This window comes from Amycolatopsis sp. NPDC051758, assembly GCF_044453095.1.
Lineage (GTDB): Bacteria > Actinomycetota > Actinomycetes > Mycobacteriales > Pseudonocardiaceae > Amycolatopsis.
On the sequence record NZ_JBITCJ010000001.1, the window covers coordinates 1,629,712 to 1,647,542 of the forward strand.

Here is a 17,831-nt window from a genome sequence, read left to right on the forward strand (position 1 = left end):
GTCAACTTGTCGAGGAGTCTTCATGGAACGCGCCGACGCGGCCCGCAACCGCCGGGCGATCCTGCGCGCGACCGAGGAGCTCCTGGAGACGAACGACCTTTCACAGGTGTCGATGGATCGCGTCGCGGCCGCGGCCGGCGTCGGCAAGGGGACGGTGTTCCACCGCTTCGGCAACCGCGAAGGCCTGATGCGCGCGTTGGTGGAGGAGCGGGTGCGAGCCCTTTCTTCCGCGGTCGACTCAGGTCCGCCACCACTGGGTCCGGGCGCCCCGCCGGCCGAACGGCTCGCGGCGTTCTTCGACGCGGTGGTCGAGCTGGCGACGCGCAACGTGAAGGTGATGGCGGCGTTCGAGCAGGCGTCGACGGACCGGCTGAACAACCCGATCTACCTGTCGTGGCACGCGCACGTCACGGGCTTGATCACGTCGGCAGCGCCTGCGCTGGACGCGGACCTCATTGCGCACCTGCTGCTGGGATCCCTGCACAGCGACCTGATGCGGCACCTGCTGAGCACCGGCGAAACCCACCGGCTGACCACCGGCCTGCGATCGATGATCAAGACGCTGCTGCGCTGATCAGACCGCCGCGAAGTGGGCGGGCAGGGAGGTGCCGCCCCGCAGCTCGACGTTCGACCACCCGCCGGGCTGCGGGTCTTCGTCGCGGTCGACGACGGTGACGGTGTCGAGCACACAATCCGTCAGCACGACGTGGCGGCCGACCCGGCTCAGGTCGATCCGGCACCGCTCGAACCGGCAGTGGTCAACGAGCACCGTCGCCCGTGAGATCGCCTCGTAGGACTGACCGTTCGCCAGGTCGAACTCGAGGTCGGCGAGCGCGCAGCGGTCGAACACCACCCGGCTGATGTGGGTGCTCAGCTGCGAAAAGCCGACCACGGGTGCGGTGAACCGGCAGCGGAAGAAGGACATCGACGCGAACTCGAGGAACCCGTCGGAGAAGTCGGCCTTCTCCCCGCCGAACTCCGTCCCGACAAATTCGGCCTTGCCCGAGGTGACGCTCAACCCGGCGAAATTGGTCTCGGCCGCAGAGAACCGCGCGCCGTGGAAGCTCAGCAACCGCCCGAACTGCGCGCCCGCGAAGGAGGCCACGCCGCCGACGAACTCCGCGCCGTCGAACAGGACTTCGCCGTCGAACTTGAGGCGCGCAAAATCGGCGTTCTCGAGGGTGACGCCGCTGAAGTCGAAGTCCAGCGGGGACCAGGAGATCACCGCCGAGGCGCGGGTCCGGTCGCGGATCACGCGCAGGATCGCTTCGCGCACTTCGGTCTCGCCGGCGCCTTCGCGCGTGATCCGGAAGTAGCCGCAGAGGACGTCGACGCAGACCTGGCGCTTGTCCACCCAGTCGTCGGCGAGCCCGGCCATCGCGTACACACCCGCGAGCCGGACGGCCGCGCTCTCGTTGGCCAGCTGCTCGGCGGCGCTGCCGAACCGTTCGTTGAACTTCTGCACGACTTCGCGCTCGGCCCGCTGAACGGCGAGATCGTGCTCGTCCTCGGCAACACGTTGCTTCCGGTAGTTGACCGCGAGCAGCACCACCCCACCGAACCCGGCGACCACCGAGAGCGCGATCTTCAGCAGGTCGAGCAGCTGCGCGACGTCGAACTGGCCGGCGTCGGGCAGCCGCGGCCAGCCGAGGAACCAGAGCAGGCCGCCCCCGGTGCTCCCGGCCACGACCAGGGCGACCACCAGCCAGCCCAGCACGGAGCCGACCATCCCGCGACGGCCGCGCACCCGCTTCCGCCGCGTCCACTCGACCCCGGGGAACAACGACCGCCGACGGCGGCCGAGCCAGACCACGAGCAAGGCCAGGACCAGGCACAACGCGATCAGGAGCCAGCGGAGCCAGTCGGACACGATCGGTGAGACTAGCCGGTGCATCCCGAGGCCGGGAGCAAATCGGACAGGTTGTTCGTTGTGCGGGTATGGCTGTCGCGTTCCTGCTCTACGTCTTCGCCGAGATCGCCGCGATCTGGGCAGTCGGCTCGGCCGTCGGCGTGCTCGGCACGCTCGGCCTCCTCCTGGCTGGCGCCTTCATCGGCTCCTGGCTCGCCCGCCGCGAAGGCGCCAAGGCGATGAGGGCGTTCACATCCGCCGCTCGATCTGGGCAGCCGGCGGAGAAGGAGCTGACCGACGGAATGCTGGTCGGCCTCGGCGGCGTGTTGATCCTGATCCCGGGGTTCGTTTCCGACGTGCTGGGGTTGCTGTTGATGCTGCCGCCGTCGCGCGCGGTGGTGCGCCGGTTGTGGCTGAAGCGGATGGAGAAGCGGGCGGTTCGGTTCGCCAACCAGCGTCGGGGGCCGGTGATGGTGGTGGACAGTGAAGTGGTCCCTGAAGAACCGCGGCGGCCGGAGCAGCCGACGGTGATCGAAGGCCGGATCGTCGAGAACTAGTCCACGGTCGGCTTGGGGATGTCGAAGTAGCTCGAGAACCGCACCGCCGGGGCGTACTCGCCCTTCACCTTCACTCGGCCCGTCACGAACATCGCTGCCACTGCCGCGTTGCCTGTGGCCATGCGGATGAAGTCGTCCACGGACAGGGTGATCGTCGTGTCCGGGCTGCGGGACAGGTCCGCTGAGGAAACGCACACGCCGTCTTCGATTACTGTCTGGAAACGGTCGTAGCCGTCTTCGCCGGTTCCTTCCGAGAAGCGCCAGGAAACCACGAAGTCCACGTGGCGCGCTCGCTCCGGCAAGAAATGCTCGGACATTCGGCGGAATATCTCGTCCAGGAACACCGAACGCAGCTCCGGGTGGTCGGCGATCGCCTTCAGCTGGTTGCGGGAGGCTCGGCGGACCACGTCCACCAGGACGTCCGTCGACAGGGAGCTCAGCTCGATGCCTGCACCGGACTCGCCCAGCATGTGCAGCGTTTCCAGGACCTGGATGAACTGCTCGGGGGTCAGGTTGGCGATGACCAGCTTGTCCGCGAACGCGTTGACCGCGTGGCCGGCGCGAACACCACGGGGCCGGGAAAGGCGCCACTTCGCTTTTCGGGGCACAGCGACGAACTATACGGGGTGTGGGAGGTCGAAGAATCCGATCAGACCCGCCGCAAAGGCGAGGTCACCTTTGACTTTGATTTTTCCCGTGACGAACAACACTGCCGGCGTCGCCTGGTGGGTGATGAGGCGGAAGAAGTCGGCCGGGGCGATCGTGATCGTGACTCGCGGCGAGGAGTGCATCTCGCGGCTCACCGTGCACGAGCCGTGCGAGATCACCGTCTCGTAGCGGTCGTAGCCGCCTTCGCCGATGCCGCCCGACATGCGCCAGTGGACCACCGCGTGCAGGTCGCGGGCCCGGTCGGGGCGGATGTGGGCGCCCATCCTGGCGAAGATCTCGGCCAGCACGCGCTCGCGCAGCGGGCGCTCCGCGACGACGCTCTCGAGCTGCGCGCGCGACGCCGAGGACACCAGGGACGCGAAACGCGCCGGTTCGACCTTGCTCAGGTCGAACGCGGGGGCGCGCTCCGCCAGGCGGAGCAGCGCAGCCAGGAGTCTTCGGAAGTCGTCCTTGCCGAGGTCGCGTGGGTTCACCGCGTCGGCGAGCGTGTTGACGTCGAGAGTGTGCGCCTCCCGGCCTACCGGGTCGAGCCGCTCCAGGGCGTTGAGCAGGGCCGCTCCACGGAGCTCCGCGACCTGATCTGCGCTGGTCATCCCGGCGTTGTCGGCCATGGTCACTCCCTCTCAAGTTACTCACACGTAGGCTACCCGCCAGTAGGTAGGCGGGCAAGCGTGCCGAAATCACCCTCCCGGGGCAGCGCCCGGTACCGTCTCCGGGCAGCAACAGGGAGGTCCAGCGTGTCAGAGGATGATCAGCGTCCGCCCGAGCGGGCTCGGCGGCTGCCGCGCGCGGTGCGCGAGCGGCAGATCTTGGACGCGGCCGTCCAGGTCTTCTCGCGCCACGGCTACCACGCGGCCTCGATGGACGAGATCTCCGACGTCGCCGGTGTCTCGAAGCCGATGATCTACACCTACCTCGGGTCGAAGGAAGACCTGTTCGGCGCGTGCATCCGCCGCGAGGCGACCCGCCTGCTCGAGGCCATCCAGGCCGGCGTGAAGCCCGATCTGCCGCCGGACATGCAGCTCTGGCACGGCCTGCGGTCCTTCTACCGCTTCGTCGCCGAGTACCGCGAGTCGTGGACGGTGCTGCACCGCCAGGCGCTCACCGTCGGCGGCGCGTTCGCCGCCGAGATCACCGACATGCGGGCGCGCGCGATCCAGCTGGTCGCGGCGCTCGTGGTGTCCGCGGGCACTCGCAAGGGCGTCGGCGAGCAGGCCGAGTTCTCCGGCGAAGGCCTGTCCGCGGCCCTGGTCGGGGCGGCCGAGTCGCTGGCCGACTGGGCCCTCGACCACCCCGACATCTCGGACGGCGTCCTGGCGTCGTGGCTGATGAACCTCGTCTGGCTCGGATTCAACGACCTCATCGAGGGTGCGGTCTGGAAGCCGTCAGAGTGAGGTGATCGTGCCGTCCAGGTGCGGCTTCGACTTGCTCCACAGCTCGAACGCCCAGCCCTCCGGCGTGGACCACGACGTGAAGCCCGCCTTGGCCGGCAGCAGCACCGGCTGCTTGAACCGGACGTCGACCGTGAACGCCTCCGGCAGGCGGCCTTCGAACGCGGCCAGGGCGTGGGCCTTCGTCCACATCCCGTGGGCGATCGCGCGAGGGAAGCCGAACAGCTTGGCCGTCAGCGGGTGCAGGTGGATCGGGTTGCGGTCGCCCGAGACCTCGGCGTAGCGCCGGCCGATGTCACCAGGGACCCGCCAGATCGCGTCCGGGGTCGGCGGGGCCAGTTGCTCGCGGCGCGTCGAAGAGCCAGCAGAGCCGCCGCGACGCAGGTACGTGCTGACGTCGGTCCACACCGCCTCGTCGCCGACCTGGGCTTCGCTGACAACGTCGAACTGACGGCCCTTCTCGTGCGGGCGCAGGTTCTCCGCGCGCACCCGGATCGTCAGCGGCTCACCGAGCCGCAGCGCGCGGTGCTGGGTGATGCGGTTCGCCACGTGCACCATCCCCAGCAGCGGGAACGGGAACCCCTGCTCGGTCATCAGCGCCATCTGCAGCGGGAACGCCAGCATGTGCGGGTACGTCGCGGGCAGCTCGTCGCTCAGCCGGAAGCCGCACACCGTGTTGTACGCCGCCAGGTGCGCCGGGTCGACGACAACGCCGGTGCGCACCAGCTCCGTGTCCGGCAACGATGAACCAGCCGGCTTGCGCAGGACGCCGCCGAGCAGGGCCTTCGGGTACAGCGTCGCCAGGCTCGGCGTGCTGTCGAGTTCGCGGATCGCCACGCCTCACGCCCCCAGCAGGGCCTGGCCGCAGACGCGGACCACGTTGCCGTTGACCGCGGCCGACGCCGGGTTCGCGTACCAGGCGATCGTCTCGGCGACGTCGACCGGCAGGCCGCCCTGGCCGAGGCTCGACAGCCGGCGGCCGGCTTCGCGGATGAACAGCGGCACCGCCGCCGTCATCTTGGTCTCGATGAACCCCGGCGCGACGGCGTTGATCGTGCCGCCGTAGGCCGCGAGCTGCGGGGCGCCGACGTTCACCATGCCAATCACGCCGGCCTTCGACGTCGCGTAGTTCGTCTGGCCGACGTTGCCGGCGATGCCCGCGATCGACGAGACGCCGATGATCCGGCCGTTCTCGTTCAGGATCTTGTCGTCGAGCAGCTTGTCGTTCACCGCGAGCTGCGCCGCCAGGTTCACCGCGAGCACCGAGTCCCACGCGCTCTCGCTCATGTTGCCCAGCGTCTTGTCGCGCGTGATGCCCGCGTTGTGCACAACGACGTCGACGCCGCCGTGACGCTCCTTCAGGTACTCAACGAGCTTCGCGGGCGCGCTCGGCGAAGTGATGTCGAGCTGCAGCGCAGACCCGCCGATCTTGTTGGCGACCTTCGACAGGTCACCACCCTGGGCGGGGATGTCGAGGGCGACGACGTGCGCGCCGTCGCGGGCCAGGGTCTCGGCGATCGCCGCGCCGATGCCGCGGGACGCGCCGGTGACCAGCGCGACCTTGCCGTCGAGGGGCTTCTCCCAGTTCGCGGGCGCAGCAGCCGTCTTGCCTTCGGCGCCGATCCGGATGACCTGGGCGTCGACGAACGCCGACTTCGCGGACAGCAGGAAGCGCAGCGTCGACTCCGTCGCCTCTTCGGCGCCTTCGGCGACGTACACGAGCTGAGCCGTCGCGCCGCGCTTCAGCTCCTTACCGACGGAGCGCACGAAGCCCTCGAGCGCGCGCTGAGCGATCCGCTCGCGGCCGTCGACCTGCTCCGGCGGGGTGCCCACGATGACCACCCGGCCGGACGGCCCGACACTGCGGATCACCGGGTGGAAGAAGTCGTAGACCTCGCGCAGGCGCGAAGGGTCGGTGACGCCGGTGGCGTCGAACACCAGCGCCGCGTGCCGGTCACCCGCACTGGTGACCACCTCGATGCCCGCGTCGGCGAGTTGATCCTTAAGGGTCTTTTCGAGGCGGCCGCCAGGCGCGGCACCGAGAAGTGCGGGACCCTCGAGGGCGGGTTGCCCGGGCTTGTACCGGCGCAGGGTGGCGGGGTTGGGCAGGCCGAGCTTCGGCACCACGAACTTCCCCAACGGGCTTTTCGTGAACTGCTGGTACCTGTCAGCCATCGAATGCCTCCCGTGCAGTCTGCGTCACGTCGCAGTCTAACCTACTCCTGAGTAGGTTACAGTGTGAGAGAGCCGACCAGAGAGGTGGAGTTCATGCCGCCGAAGAAAGCCCCCGCCGTGCGCAAGGTAGCGATCATCGGCGGCAACCGGATCCCCTTCGCGCGGTCCAACGGCCCGTACGCGAAGGCGTCGAACCAGGACATGTTCACCGCCGCGCTCGACGGCCTGGTCAGCCGGTTCTCGCTGCAGGACGAAGTGATCGGCGAGGTTGCCGCCGGCGCCGTGCTCAAGCACTCGAAGGACTTCAACCTGGCCCGCGAGAGCGTGCTGGGCAGCAAGCTCTCGCCCGCGACACCCGCGGCCGACGTCCAGATGGCGTGCGGCACCGGCCTGCAGGCCATCGTCAACGTCGCGAACAAGATCGCGCTCGGCCAGATCGACTCCGCCATCGCCGGCGGTGTCGACACCACGAGCGATGCGCCGCTGGCCGTGAACGAGGACCTGCGCCAGATCCTCATCGGCCTCAACGCCGCGAAGACGCTCGGCGACCGGCTCAAGCTCGTCGCGAAGATCCGCCCCGGGCACATCGTGCCGGCGATCCCGCGCAACTCCGAGCCGCGCACCGGGCTCTCGATGGGTGAGCACGCGGCGCTGACCGCGAAGATCTGGGAGATCACCCGGGAGGCGCAGGACGAGCTGGCCGCCACCAGCCACCAGCACCTCGCCGCCGCTTACGAGCGCGGGTTCTTCGACGACCTCGTGACGCCGTTCCTCAAGCTCGCGCGTGACCAGAACCTGCGCGCCGACTCGACCGCGGAGAAGCTCGCCAAGCTCAAGCCGGCGTTCGGCGGCCCGGACGGCACGATGACCGCGGGCAACTCGACCCCGCTGACCGACGGCGCGTCGACGGTCCTGCTCGCCACCGAGGAGTGGGCGAAGGCGCACAAGCTGCCGGTGCAGGCGTACCTGACGTTCTCGCAGACCGCCGCCGTCGACTACGTGCACGGTGAGGAAGGCCTGCTGATGGCGCCCGCGTACGCCGTGCCGCGGATGCTCGCGCGCGCCGGGCTTTCGCTGCAGGACTTCGACTTCTACGAGATCCACGAGGCGTTCGCGTCGCAGGTGCTGGCCACGCTCAAGGCGTGGGAGGACCCGGCGTTCGCCAAGGAGAAGCTGGAGCTGGACGAGCCGCTGGGCTCGATCGACCGCGCGAAGCTGAACGTCAACGGCTCGTCGCTGGCGGCCGGGCACCCGTTCGCCGCGACCGGCGGCCGGATCGTCGCGACGCTGGCGAAGCTGCTGCACGAGAAGGGGTCAGGCCGCGGCCTGATCTCGATCTGCGCGGCCGGCGGCCAGGGCGTCACCGCGATCCTGGAAAAGTAGCTCTCACACAAAAGGGCCGCCCCTCGCGAGGGGCGGCCCTTTTGTGTGGGTCAGCTGGTGGGCAGGGCCTTCTCGGCCCGCTTCGCGAGCTTCTTGGCCCGCTTCTGCCCCTTGCGGGTCAGCTTCCCGGCGCTGTTGCTGACGTCCTTCGCGGCGTTCCGCGCGCGCCAGGCGGCCGACGGCTTGCCGTGCGTGTCGGCCACCGCGAGCAGCAGGCCACCGGCCAGGCTCGTGTTCTTGAAGAACTGGATCTGCTGCTGCTGGCGCTCGCCCGGGTCCTGGATGGTCCAGAAGCTGTGCGCCGCGAGCGTCGTCGGCACCAGGCTGCCGAGCAGCAGCCCCGCCGCGAGGCGCGGCGCCTTGCCGGACGCGAGCGCAAGACCGGCGCCGATCTTCACGGCGGCGTCGATGCGGACGAGTGTCACCGGGTCACGCGGAACCTGCTCCGGGACGACGTCGCCGACCTTCTCGAACGCGCTCTCGAGGAACGGCTCCGCCGCCTTCGCGTGCCCCTGGGCGTTCCTCAGCGCATTGATCCCGCCGGTCACGAAGATCGTGGCGAGCAGGGGACGTGCCACTCGACGGAGTATCACGGTCATTGCCTTCCTCGTACGGGCCGCTGCCTGGTCGAACCTACCCGCTGGGTGCCCGCTCGGCTCGTGCTCGAACCCTCATCGGTGTTTCTGCCCGAATATCGTGTCGTTGCTAGAGAATGCTAGAAAGCGTTAGCGCTTGACCTTGACGTTGCGTCAACTTCTATCGTCGAAGCCATGGAGTGGTCGATCCAGGACATCGCCCGCTCGGCCGGGACCACGAGCCGGACACTGCGCCACTACGGCGCGGTCGGCCTGCTCGAGCCCAGCCGCGTCGGCAGCAACGGCTACCGCTACTACGACGAGCAGGCGCTCGTCCGGCTGCAGCGGATCCTGTTGCTGCGCGAGCTCGGCCTCGGGCTGCCGGCGATCGCCGACGTCCTGGACGGGCAACGCGACAGTGCCGCCGCGCTCGAGACCCACCTGGAGCTGCTCGAACAGGAGCGGCGGCGGATCGACCGGCAGATCGGTTCGGTCCGCACCACGCTACGGAAACTGAGAGGAGGTGAACGACTGATGGCAGACGAAGTTTTTGCCGGCTTCGACCACACGAAGTACGAGAAGGAAGTCACCGAGCGCTGGGGCGCGGACGCCTACCGGCACGGCGACCAGTGGTGGAGCTCGCTGACGGCCGACGAGAAGAAGGCCCACCAGCAGGAGCAGCTGGACATCGGCACCGCGTTCGGCGAGGCCCACGCGGCCGGGCTTGCCCCGGACGCCGACGAGGTCCAGGCGATCACCCGACGGCTGCACGCGTGGCTCCGGCCGGCGGTCTCGTCGGTGTCCGCGGGCTACTTCGCCGGACTCGGCCAGCTGTACGTCGACGACCCGCGCTACGGCGCGTACGACGAGAACCACGGCGCCGGGACGGCGGAATTCATCCGGGACGCGATGAAGATCTACTCGGAGCGGAACCTCGGTGCGTAACGCTGCGTCGTAGTCGGCGCTGGGGGTAGGGACGAGCAGGGCTGCAGACCTGTTCGTCTCTATGTACCCGCTGGGCGCAGGAGCGTGCGCCGGGTCGTGTCGAGGTGGCGGACCACCTGGTATTCGGCGCGGCTGCCGACCACTGGTGGTGCGCCGTCGCCTTCCACCACCGACCAGCCCCCTTCGTACCGGACGAGGTACGAGCCGTCCGAAGCGAATGCGTCACTGACCTCGGCCGTCAGGATCACACCGACCGGGTGGCGGATCTTCCGCGCCCGCCAGTCGGCTTCGGACACGCCGTTGTCCAGCGGCCCCGACCGCCACCGCGGATCGAGTGGCCACAGGCGGACCTGCCTCGAACTCGATCACCGCGCCACCGTGCCACACCGGAGCGGGCGATCCGGTGGGCCATCCGGTCGAACCTCGGCGACACGCGCTAGCCGTCTATGGCCGAATATCGGGCTCGCGCTAGATACGTCGATAACTTGGCAGAGTGGACCCCATCCGCAACCCCTTCGCACCGGGCGCCGGGCAACGGCCGCCCGAGCTGGCCGGGCGCGAGCGTGAGCTCAAGGCGTTCGAAGTGGTGCTGGAGCGGGTTGCGCGGGGGAGACCCGAACGCAGTCTGGTGCTGACCGGGCTGCGCGGGGTCGGCAAGACCGTGCTCCTCGGCGAGCTGCGGGCGATGGCCGTCCGGCACAAGTGGGGTGCCGGGAAGATCGAGGCGCGGCCGGACGCCGACCTGCGGCGGCCGCTGTCCGCCGCGCTGCACCGGGCCATCCGGGACCTCGCCGTGCGGCACCGCGCGCCGGACCGGGTCGAAGAGGTGCTCGGGGTGCTGAAAGCGTTTGCGCTGCGGGCCAACAAGGCCGACGCGAAGCTGCGCGACCGCTGGCAGCCGGGCATCGACGTGCCCGCCGCGCAGGGCCGCGCCGACTCCGGCGACATCGAAATCGACCTCGTCGAGCTCTTCACCGACGTCGCCGAGCTGGCCGCGGACGTCGGCACCGGCGTCGCGGTGTTCATCGACGAGATCCAGGACCTCCAGCCCGACGACGTCTCCGCGCTCTGCGCCGCCTGCCACGAGCTGTCGCAGTCGGGCGCGCCGCTGGTCGTCGTCGGCGCCGGGCTGCCGCACGTGCCCGCCGTGCTCTCGGCGTCCAAGTCGTACTCCGAGCGGCTCTTCCGCTACGCGCGCATCGACCGGCTCGACCGCGGGGACGCCGACTTCGCCGTGATGGCGCCGATCGAGCGTGAGGACGCCGGCATCGAGCCGGAAGCCCTCGACGCGCTCTTCGACGCCTCCGGCGGCTACCCGTACTTCATCCAGGCCTACGGCAAGGCGGCCTGGGACGCGGCGCCGTCCGACCCGATCACGGTCAAGGACGTCCAGGTCGCGGCGCCCGAAGCGGAGTCGGAGCTGGCGGTCGGCTTCTTCGGGTCACGCTACGAGCGCGCGACGCCCGCCGAGCGGGAGTACCTGCAGGCGATGGCCGAGCTGACCCAGGGCCGCGACGAGCCCGCCGGCACTGCCGACGTCGCCGTGTTCCTCGGGCGGAAGCCGTCGTCGCTCTCGCCGGCCCGCGACAGCCTGATGAAGAAGGGCCTGGTGTTCTCCGCCGAGCGGGGCCAGATCGCCTTCACCGTGCCGCACTTCGGCCACTACCTGCTCGGACGCGACTGACCTGGGCTTTTCCGGCTGTCTCGCGGTCTATGAGAGTCCCTACGGCTCTATTGCAAAATCGCTAGATCTCCTTAGATGGCATTAGCCGGTTGCCTCGTCGTGACGGCCGCCACCCCCGATCTTTTCGGCGCTTACCCAGATTTGCCGATGATTCATCGGCGAGTGCGCCACATCACCGGACATCCGTTGGAATCCTTGTGAAAAAAGGTGCATACTAGAGGCACAAGCCACCGAAACCCTCGAAGGGGATGCAGAAACCGATGAACAACATCGCCGCCAAGCTCCGTGCCCGCCGCGCCGAGGCTCGTACTCGCCGGGCGCTGGACCGGGCGATCGACACCGCCGCGACCGCGACGGTCCGTCAGGAACTCATCGCGATCGCGCAGGCTCGCTCCGGCTACATGCGCTGATCACTCACCCCGTGGCGGTCGCCCATTAGAGTGACCTATGCCACATAGTGTGCGAGGTGTAACGCCGCGCGAAGTCGCGTCGATACCCCCTACGACCCCGTGATGCTGGCGGACCCCCGACCTGGCAGCATCGCGGGGTTTCCCATATCCAAAAGTTCTTGACCCGGGCGTTCCGTCGAGTAATCTTTGACTTCGTCAACGAACTTGTTGAGGTGGTCAATGAACGACGCTGAGCTGGCCGAACGGGTGGCCGCGGTCCGGGCTTTCAACCGGCTCTACACCGGAGTCATCGGTGTCCTGGACGAAGGCCCGGCCGACGCCGAGTACTCGTTGCCGGAAGCCCGCGTGCTCTTCGAGCTCGCGCACCAGGAGCCGCTCGCCGTCACCGACCTGCGGAAACGTCTCGACCTGGACGCCGGGTACGCCAGCAGGCTGCTCGCCCACCTCGAGTCCCGCGGCCTGGTCTCCCGCGAACGGTCCGACGAGGACGCCCGCCGCCAGTTCGTGCGGCCGACGCCGGCGGGCCGCGACGCGTTCGCCCTGCTCAACCGCCGGTCCACCAACCGCATCGGCGCGCTGCTGAGCCGCTTCGACGAGGAAGACCAGCAGCGGCTACTGACCGCCATGCGCACCATCGGCGACGTCGTCGGCGAACGCCGTCACGACCCGGCGCTCGTGCTCCGCCCGCCACGACCGGGTGACCTCGGATGGGTGGTGCAGCGGCACGGCGCCGTCTACGCCCGCGAGTACGGCTTCGACGCCCGGTTCGAAGGGCTCGTCGCCCGCATCGTCGCGGACTTCACCGCGCAGGACGACCCGCGCCAGGCGTTCTGGATCGCCGAGCTCGACGGCGAGCGGGTCGGAAGCATCGCATGCGCCCGTGGGCACGACGCGGAGACCGCGAAGCTGCGGCTGCTGTTGCTGGAGCCGTCGGCCCGCGGCCACGGCGTGGGCCGGCGGCTGGTCACCGAGTGTGTCGAGTTCGCCCGGGCCCACGGCTACCGGGCGATGGAGCTGTCGACGGTGTCCACCCTCGAGGCCGCCCGCAGGCTCTATCGCGCGGCCGGGTTCAAGCTCGTCGGCGAAGCGGATTTCGACGACTGGGGTCCGAAGCTGACCGACGAGACCTGGCGCCTGGAGTTCTAGCGCGGCACCCGGCCGAGCAGGAAGAACTCCGGGTTCGGGCGCAGCGCGGTCAGGTGCGCGAGCCGGTTCGACATCGCGAACAACGCCGTGATGGCGCCGACGTCCCAGATTTCGTCGTCGGTCAGGCCGGCGTCGCGCGCGGCTTCGAGGTCACCCTCGCCGAACAGCGCCGAGTCCTGGGCCAGCGCGAGCGCGAGGTCGACGATCGCGCGGCCGCGCTCGTCCAGCTCGACCTGCCACGGGTTGCTCGACACGCGGTCGGCCAGCTCGGGGTCCTTGGCGCGGATGCGCAGGATCGCGCCGTGCGCGACAACGCAGTAGGTGCAGTGGTTGGCCCCGGACGTCGCGACGACCACCAGCTCGCGTTCGGCCTTGCTGAGTCCGTCGGAGCGTTCCATCAGCGCGTCGTGGTAGTCGAGGAACGCCCGCAGCTCGGCCGGCCGGTGGCCGAGCGCACGGAAGATGTTCGGCGTGAACCCGGACTTCTCCGCGATCACGCCGACCCGCTCGCGCAGGTCGTCGGGCAGGTCTTCGAGTTCCGTCACCGGGAACCGGCTCACCGCGTCGCTCATACCCTGCACGCTAGCCGGGTCGATTCCGTGGCGCGTTGTGGTTATCCACAACTCGCGGAGGCCGGGCACCTGCCGCTGCCCGCCGCGCTTTACCTGCGGGCCTGGCCGCTTGCACCTGAAGCCTGGTTGGCTGTCACCGTGACGGACTACGTCGACGGGTACTGCGAACGGGTTGCGCCCGGGCTTTGGGGAGAACCGCTCAACAGTCTCAGCAATCTTGCGTTTCTCGTCGCCGCCGTGCTGGTTTGGCGGCTCGCCGCGGGGGATCGGGTCGGGCGGGTGCTGGCCGCGTTGATCGGGCTCGTGTTCGTCGGGAGCACCGTCTTCCACCTGCTCGCGACGCGGTGGGCCGCCGTCGGGGACTCGGTGTTCATCCTCGTTTTTGTGCTGGTGTACGCCGTGTTGTTCGCGCGGGTGTTCTTCGGCTGGCGGCTGGCCTGGCTTGCCGCGCCCGCGTTTCTCGCGCTCACCGTTGTCACCGCGCTGCTCGGCGGTGGCCTCTACCTCTCCGCGCTCATCGGGCTCGGGATCTTCGCCGCGCTACTGGCCTTCGAGCGCGACGCGTACTGGACGCACTTCGCCGTTGCGGGAGCGGTGTTCGCGCTCTCGCTGAGCTTGCGCACGGTCGACCGGGACGTGTGTGACTTCGTCCCGGTCGGCACGCACTTCCTCTGGCACCTGCTCAACGGCCTGGTGCTTTACCTCGTCTCGAGGACGATGCTGCTCGAGCGCCGTCCTTAGTGGACACCGATCGGGCGCAGGTCCTTGTCGTGCTCGTCGGCCAGGTAGTCCTTCGGGTTCGTGTCGTCCGTGCCGTTGAAGATCTTCATCTGGCGGGCGATCACCGTGACGATCGCCGCGACCACCAGGTTGGCGATCAGGGCGACGAAGCCGACGTAGATCTGGACCTGGGAACCGGCGAACGGGTGCCAGCCGAAGATCGACATGTTGCCCATGGCCAGCGCCGAACCGCCGAAGTGCTGCTTGCCGCTGGCCGGGTTGGGGATGCCGTACAGCATGATCAGGCCCCAGCCGATGCCGACGACCCAGCCCGCGATCAGGCCCCAGCGGTGGAACCAGCGCGTGTACAGCGCGAGCGCCACGGCCGGCAGCGTCTGGAGGATCAGCACCCCGCCGATGAGCTGGAGGTCGATCGAGAACTGCGGGTCGATCAGGATGATCACGGCGACCGCGCCGAGCTTCACGACCAGCGAAGCGAGCTTCGCCTGCTTCGCTTCTTCCTTCGGCGTCGCGTTCTTCCGGATGTACTCCTTGTAGATGTTGCGCGTCCACAGGTTCGCCGCGGCGATCGACATGATCGCGGCCGGCACCAGCGCGCCGATGCCGATCGCGGCGAACGCGATGCCGGCGAACCACGACGAGAACTGGTTGTCGAACAGCACCGGGACGATCGTGTTGCCGTCCGCCTTGCCGGTCGCCGCGTTTGTCAGCGGCTTGACGCCCGCCGTGATCGCGACGTACCCGAGCAGCGCCAGCAGGCCCAGCACCAGCGAGTACGCCGGCAGCGCGACCATGTTCCGCTTGATGACGCTGCGGCCGCGCGAAGCCAGCACGCTGGTCAGCGAGTGCGGGTACAGGAACAGCGCGAGCGCCGAACCCAGCGCCAGCGTCGCGTACTGCAGCTGGTTGTTGGCGTTCAGCAGGATGCCGTCGGCCTTCGACGGTGTCTTGTCGAACTTGTCCACCGCCGTGTCGAAGATGTGCGCCCAGCCGCCCAGCTTCGAGGGCAGGTAGATGATCGCCACCAGGATCACGATGTAGATCAGGATGTCCTTGACGAACGCGATCAGCGCGGGCGCCCGCAGGCCGGACTGGTAGGTGTAGAACGCCAGGATCACGAACGCCACCAGCAGCGGCAGGTGGCCGACGATGCCCGAGCCGTTGATGCCCATGGTCCGCAGCACGGCTTCGAGGCCGACCAGCTGCAGCGCGATGTACGGCATGGTCGCGACGATGCCGGTGATCGCGATCAGCAGCGCGAGGATCGGCGAGCCGAAGCGGCCGCGCACGAAGTCGGCGGGCGTCACGTAACCGCGTACGCGCGAAACCGACCACATCCGCAGGGCCGGCAGCAGCACGATCGGGTAGACGACGATCGTGTACGGCAGCGCGTAGAGGCCGAGCGCGCCGGCGCTGAACACCAGCGCGGGCACCGCCACGAACGTGTAGGCCGTGTAGAGGTCACCGCCGAGCAGGAACCACGTGATCCACGAGCCGAACTTGCGGCCGCCGAGGCCCCATTCGTCCAGGTGGTCCAGCCCACCGCCGCGCTGCCAGCGCGCCGCCATGAAGCCGAGCACGGTGACCAGCGCGAACAGGACCGTGAAGATGATCAGTTCGGGCCACTGCAGGTTGCTCATCGAGCGTCCCCCTCGTCCAGGTCGTCGACGCTCAGCCGGTCCGGGGCGTCAACCGTCGCCTTGTCCCGCGTCATCAGGTAGACGATCCAGGTGCTGAGCACCCCGACCGCGACCATCAGGAACTGGAACCAGTAGAAGAACGGCATCCCGAACAGCCGTGGACCGTCCATGTTGAACAGTGGCGTGACCAGGACCAGCAGCGGAACGATCAGGAGCAGGTTCCACGGGTTGAACCGCGACCCGTACACCTTCTCGTCGTGCTTCTCAGTCGACATCGGACCTCACCTAACACTCCCGTAACCGACCGCCTGACCTTAGAACCTGGGTGACGGGACGTCACGTCTGTCCGATATCGATTTGATCGCCACGGAGTGCGTTGCCGACCAACGTCGGTTGCCCCGCACCTGAGCGCCCTATATCAATAGCCGGACTCCGCACGCGAAAACCCATAAAGGGGCAACCGAATGACACGACTCCGCTACGCGGTGGTGATCCCGGCGATCGCCGGCACCCTGCTGGCCGGGTTCACGCCTGCGTTCGCAGGTCAGGAGGTCGCGGCCGCCAAGCAGCCGCTGAACTCCACGAACATCCCGCCGCAGTACGCGAACCAGACGCTGAGCTGGCACAAGTGCGCCGTCCCGGACGAGCTGCCGACGGCCCCGCCCGCCGGCGCCGAGGGTATGGAGTGCGCGACGTACAAGACGCCGCGCAACTGGTACCAGGCGAACGCCCAGATCGACCTGACCATCGCGGTCAGCCGCCTGAAGGCGACCAAGGACGCGACGGCCAGCGTCGTCACCAACCCCGGTGGCCCGGGCGCGCCCGGCCGCAACTTCCCGGCCCGGCTGCGCAACCAGCCGAAGCTGCGCGAGCACCAGGAGATCGTCGGGTTCGACCCGCGCGGCACCGGCAAGAGCACGAACATCACGTGTGGTGGCGCCATCGGCACCGGGTCCGACCTGGACCCGCGTGACCGCGACCGCGCGAACCTGAACCTGATCCTGCAGGCGACGAAGTACGCGGCGCAGTCCTGCCAGGTGAAGTCCGGCGAGCTCGGCCCGCTGATCAACACCGACCAGACGGTCAAGGACATCGACCTGCTGCGCGTGCTGCTCGGCCGCGACAAGATCAACTGGGTCGGTTACTCGGCGGGCACCTGGATGGGCGCGCACTACGCGCAGGCCTACCCGACTCGCACCGGCCGGTTCGTGCTGGACTCCGCGACGGAGTTCACGACGACGTGGCAGAAGTCGTTCGACTGGCAGCCGCTCGGCTTCGAGCGCCGCTTCCGGTCCGACTTCCTCCCGTGGGTGGCGAAGTACGACAAGCTCTACCACTTCGGCACCACCGGCGAGGCGGCCCGCCAGACCTACGAGCAGGTCCGCTACGCCCTGACCCAGGGCGCGGTCACGCTGCCCGACGGTTCGAGCGTGTCGGCCAACGGCCTGGACGCCTTCATCGCGTCGAGCATCTACTCGAAGCGCTCCTTCCCGGGTCTGGCCGACTACCTGGTCAGCGTCCGCACGCTGACCCAGGGCACCGCCTCGGCGCAGGCCAAGACCTCGGCCGCGCAGAAGGTCAAGGCCGGCGACACGAGCACCGTGACCTACGGCGCGCAGCCGCTGATGGTCCCGGCCGACGGCGACTCCTACGACGCCAGCTTCTGGACCATCCCGTGCAACGAGGGTCCGTGGACCGGCACGACGAACAGCGCCATCAAGGACTCGCAGAAGCTGATCGACAAGCAGCTGCCCCTGCTCGGCGCCGGCTGGTTCATCCAGCCGTGCCTGTTCTGGAAGAAGACCCCGGCGCCGCTGCCCGTGCTGGACGGCAAGGGTGTCCCGCCGGTGCTGATCGTCGAGTCGGAGCACGACCCGGCGACGCCGATCGAGGGTGCGCGCCGCGCGCACAAGGCGTTCGCGGGTTCGCGGATGCTGACGATCACCGGTGAGGGTGACCACGGCATCTACGCCGGCGGCAACGCGGGTGTGGACAAGGTCGTGGAGGCCTACCTGGTCGACGGTGTGGTGCCGAACGACCAGAGCCTGCCGGGTGTGGCACTTCCGGTGCCTCCGGGAGCCTGACGCCACCAGG

General features: G+C 68.9%; 20 protein-coding genes. 10 read left to right on the forward strand and 10 right to left on the reverse strand.

The genetic code is table 11. The features are described from left to right. Positions 1 to 22: 22 nt before the first annotated feature. Positions 23 to 574, forward strand: a complete 552-nt coding sequence (locus tag ACIA5G_RS08470) for a TetR/AcrR family transcriptional regulator (RefSeq protein WP_395921589.1) — start codon at positions 23 to 25, stop codon at positions 572 to 574. Here ACIA5G_RS08470 and ACIA5G_RS08475 read toward each other — a convergent pair whose 3' ends face one another. Further along, positions 575 to 1,870 (reverse strand): pentapeptide repeat-containing protein, encoded by a 1,296-nt coding sequence (locus ACIA5G_RS08475; protein ID WP_395921591.1) that lies wholly within the window; start codon positions 1,868 to 1,870, stop codon positions 575 to 577. Between the two features lie 68 nt (positions 1,871 to 1,938). Between ACIA5G_RS08475 and ACIA5G_RS08480 the strand changes: the two genes are divergently transcribed. Further along, positions 1,939 to 2,406, forward strand: a complete 468-nt coding sequence (locus tag ACIA5G_RS08480; RefSeq protein WP_395921592.1) for an FxsA family protein — start codon at positions 1,939 to 1,941, stop codon at positions 2,404 to 2,406. Here the strand turns inward: ACIA5G_RS08480 and ACIA5G_RS08485 are convergent. Together ACIA5G_RS08485 and ACIA5G_RS08490 are read right to left on the reverse strand one after the other, a co-directional pair. Then, complete coding sequence (locus tag ACIA5G_RS08485; RefSeq protein ID WP_395921593.1) at positions 2,403 to 3,014, reverse strand: SCP2 sterol-binding domain-containing protein; 612 nt, start codon at positions 3,012 to 3,014, stop codon at positions 2,403 to 2,405. The genes ACIA5G_RS08480 and ACIA5G_RS08485 overlap by 4 nt on opposite strands. A gap of 9 nt (positions 3,015 to 3,023) precedes the next feature. Next, positions 3,024 to 3,686, reverse strand: coding sequence for an SCP2 sterol-binding domain-containing protein (locus ACIA5G_RS08490; protein ID WP_395921595.1), 663 nt, complete (start codon positions 3,684 to 3,686; stop codon positions 3,024 to 3,026). Between the two features lie 126 nt (positions 3,687 to 3,812). On the opposite strand from ACIA5G_RS08490, the gene ACIA5G_RS08495 reads away from it, so the two are divergent. Beyond that, on the forward strand, positions 3,813 to 4,469 hold the full coding sequence (locus ACIA5G_RS08495; RefSeq protein ID WP_395921596.1) for a TetR/AcrR family transcriptional regulator: 657 nt from the start codon (positions 3,813 to 3,815) through the stop codon (positions 4,467 to 4,469). Here ACIA5G_RS08495 and ACIA5G_RS08500 read toward each other — a convergent pair. Together ACIA5G_RS08500 and ACIA5G_RS08505 are read right to left on the reverse strand one after the other, a co-directional pair. Next, positions 4,461 to 5,303, reverse strand: a complete 843-nt coding sequence (locus tag ACIA5G_RS08500) for a MaoC family dehydratase (protein ID WP_395921597.1) — start codon at positions 5,301 to 5,303, stop codon at positions 4,461 to 4,463. The genes ACIA5G_RS08495 and ACIA5G_RS08500 overlap by 9 nt on opposite strands. Positions 5,304 to 5,306: 3 nt before the next feature. After that, entirely contained in the window at positions 5,307 to 6,641 is a 1,335-nt protein-coding gene (locus ACIA5G_RS08505) for a 3-oxoacyl-ACP reductase (RefSeq protein WP_395921598.1), read from the reverse strand. A gap of 93 nt (positions 6,642 to 6,734) precedes the next feature. On the opposite strand from ACIA5G_RS08505, the gene ACIA5G_RS08510 reads away from it, so the two are divergent. Next, on the forward strand, positions 6,735 to 8,024 hold the full coding sequence (locus ACIA5G_RS08510) for an acetyl-CoA C-acetyltransferase (RefSeq protein WP_395921599.1): 1,290 nt from the start codon (positions 6,735 to 6,737) through the stop codon (positions 8,022 to 8,024). Positions 8,025 to 8,074: 50 nt separating this feature from the next. Here ACIA5G_RS08510 and ACIA5G_RS08515 read toward each other — a convergent pair whose 3' ends face one another. Then, positions 8,075 to 8,623, reverse strand: a complete 549-nt coding sequence (locus tag ACIA5G_RS08515) for a DoxX family protein (RefSeq protein WP_395921600.1) — start codon at positions 8,621 to 8,623, stop codon at positions 8,075 to 8,077. A gap of 171 nt (positions 8,624 to 8,794) precedes the next feature. Here ACIA5G_RS08515 and ACIA5G_RS08520 point away from each other — a divergent pair, with 171 nt between their 5' ends. After that, positions 8,795 to 9,544: a MerR family transcriptional regulator gene (locus ACIA5G_RS08520; protein WP_395921601.1), complete on the forward strand. Its 750-nt coding sequence runs from the start codon at positions 8,795 to 8,797 to the stop codon at positions 9,542 to 9,544. Positions 9,545 to 9,603: 59 nt separating this feature from the next. Here the strand turns inward: ACIA5G_RS08520 and ACIA5G_RS08525 are convergent, their stop codons facing one another. After that, positions 9,604 to 9,840, reverse strand: a complete 237-nt coding sequence (locus ACIA5G_RS08525) for a hypothetical protein (RefSeq protein WP_395921602.1) — start codon at positions 9,838 to 9,840, stop codon at positions 9,604 to 9,606. A gap of 197 nt (positions 9,841 to 10,037) precedes the next feature. Between ACIA5G_RS08525 and ACIA5G_RS08530 the strand changes: the two genes are divergently transcribed. From ACIA5G_RS08530 to ACIA5G_RS08540, 3 genes are all read left to right on the forward strand, one after another. Beyond that, entirely contained in the window at positions 10,038 to 11,228 is a 1,191-nt protein-coding gene (locus ACIA5G_RS08530; protein ID WP_395921603.1) for an AAA family ATPase, read from the forward strand. A gap of 248 nt (positions 11,229 to 11,476) precedes the next feature. Continuing rightward, positions 11,477 to 11,638 (forward strand): hypothetical protein, encoded by a 162-nt coding sequence (locus ACIA5G_RS08535; protein ID WP_395921981.1) that lies wholly within the window; start codon positions 11,477 to 11,479, stop codon positions 11,636 to 11,638. Positions 11,639 to 11,857: 219 nt separating this feature from the next. After that, positions 11,858 to 12,784, forward strand: a complete 927-nt coding sequence (locus tag ACIA5G_RS08540; RefSeq protein WP_395921604.1) for a GNAT family N-acetyltransferase — start codon at positions 11,858 to 11,860, stop codon at positions 12,782 to 12,784. Here the strand turns inward: ACIA5G_RS08540 and ACIA5G_RS08545 are convergent. Then, positions 12,781 to 13,356: a peroxidase-related enzyme gene (locus tag ACIA5G_RS08545; protein WP_395921606.1), complete on the reverse strand. Its 576-nt coding sequence runs from the start codon at positions 13,354 to 13,356 to the stop codon at positions 12,781 to 12,783. The genes ACIA5G_RS08540 and ACIA5G_RS08545 overlap by 4 nt on opposite strands. A 138-nt stretch (positions 13,357 to 13,494) precedes the next feature. Here ACIA5G_RS08545 and ACIA5G_RS08550 point away from each other — a divergent pair, with 138 nt between their 5' ends. Next, entirely contained in the window at positions 13,495 to 14,097 is a 603-nt protein-coding gene (locus tag ACIA5G_RS08550; RefSeq protein WP_395921607.1) for a hypothetical protein, read from the forward strand. Here the strand turns inward: ACIA5G_RS08550 and mctP are convergent. Further along, positions 14,094 to 15,737, reverse strand: coding sequence for a monocarboxylate uptake permease MctP (gene mctP, locus ACIA5G_RS08555; RefSeq protein WP_395921609.1), 1,644 nt, complete (start codon positions 15,735 to 15,737; stop codon positions 14,094 to 14,096). The genes ACIA5G_RS08550 and mctP overlap by 4 nt on opposite strands. Beyond that, positions 15,734 to 16,012: a DUF3311 domain-containing protein gene (locus ACIA5G_RS08560; RefSeq protein WP_395921611.1), complete on the reverse strand. Its 279-nt coding sequence runs from the start codon at positions 16,010 to 16,012 to the stop codon at positions 15,734 to 15,736. Before ACIA5G_RS08560 ends, mctP begins: the two co-directional genes overlap by 4 nt. A gap of 189 nt (positions 16,013 to 16,201) precedes the next feature. Here ACIA5G_RS08560 and ACIA5G_RS08565 point away from each other — a divergent pair, with 189 nt between their 5' ends. Continuing rightward, a complete protein-coding gene (locus ACIA5G_RS08565; RefSeq protein WP_395921614.1) occupies positions 16,202 to 17,821 on the forward strand; it encodes an alpha/beta hydrolase in 1,620 nt (539 codons plus the stop codon). Positions 17,822 to 17,831 lie beyond the last annotated feature (10 nt).

Coding starts and splice junctions, on each gene's coding strand:
- ACIA5G_RS08470 (WP_395921589.1), top strand. CDS start 23: ATGGAACGCGCCGACGCGGCCCGCAACCGCCGGGCGATCCTGCGCGCG.
- ACIA5G_RS08480 (WP_395921592.1), top strand. CDS start 1,939: ATGGCTGTCGCGTTCCTGCTCTACGTCTTCGCCGAGATCGCCGCGATC.
- ACIA5G_RS08490 (WP_395921595.1), bottom strand. CDS start 3,686: ATGGCCGACAACGCCGGGATGACCAGCGCAGATCAGGTCGCGGAGCTC.
- ACIA5G_RS08505 (WP_395921598.1), bottom strand. CDS start 6,641: ATGGCTGACAGGTACCAGCAGTTCACGAAAAGCCCGTTGGGGAAGTTC.
- ACIA5G_RS08510 (WP_395921599.1), top strand. CDS start 6,735: ATGCCGCCGAAGAAAGCCCCCGCCGTGCGCAAGGTAGCGATCATCGGC.
- ACIA5G_RS08515 (WP_395921600.1), bottom strand. CDS start 8,623: ATGACCGTGATACTCCGTCGAGTGGCACGTCCCCTGCTCGCCACGATC.
- ACIA5G_RS08520 (WP_395921601.1), top strand. CDS start 8,795: ATGGAGTGGTCGATCCAGGACATCGCCCGCTCGGCCGGGACCACGAGC.
- ACIA5G_RS08535 (WP_395921981.1), top strand. CDS start 11,477: ATGCAGAAACCGATGAACAACATCGCCGCCAAGCTCCGTGCCCGCCGC.
- ACIA5G_RS08540 (WP_395921604.1), top strand. CDS start 11,858: ATGAACGACGCTGAGCTGGCCGAACGGGTGGCCGCGGTCCGGGCTTTC.
- ACIA5G_RS08545 (WP_395921606.1), bottom strand. CDS start 13,356: ATGAGCGACGCGGTGAGCCGGTTCCCGGTGACGGAACTCGAAGACCTG.
- mctP (WP_395921609.1), bottom strand. CDS start 15,737: ATGAGCAACCTGCAGTGGCCCGAACTGATCATCTTCACGGTCCTGTTC.
- ACIA5G_RS08560 (WP_395921611.1), bottom strand. CDS start 16,012: ATGTCGACTGAGAAGCACGACGAGAAGGTGTACGGGTCGCGGTTCAAC.
- ACIA5G_RS08565 (WP_395921614.1), top strand. CDS start 16,202: ATGACACGACTCCGCTACGCGGTGGTGATCCCGGCGATCGCCGGCACC.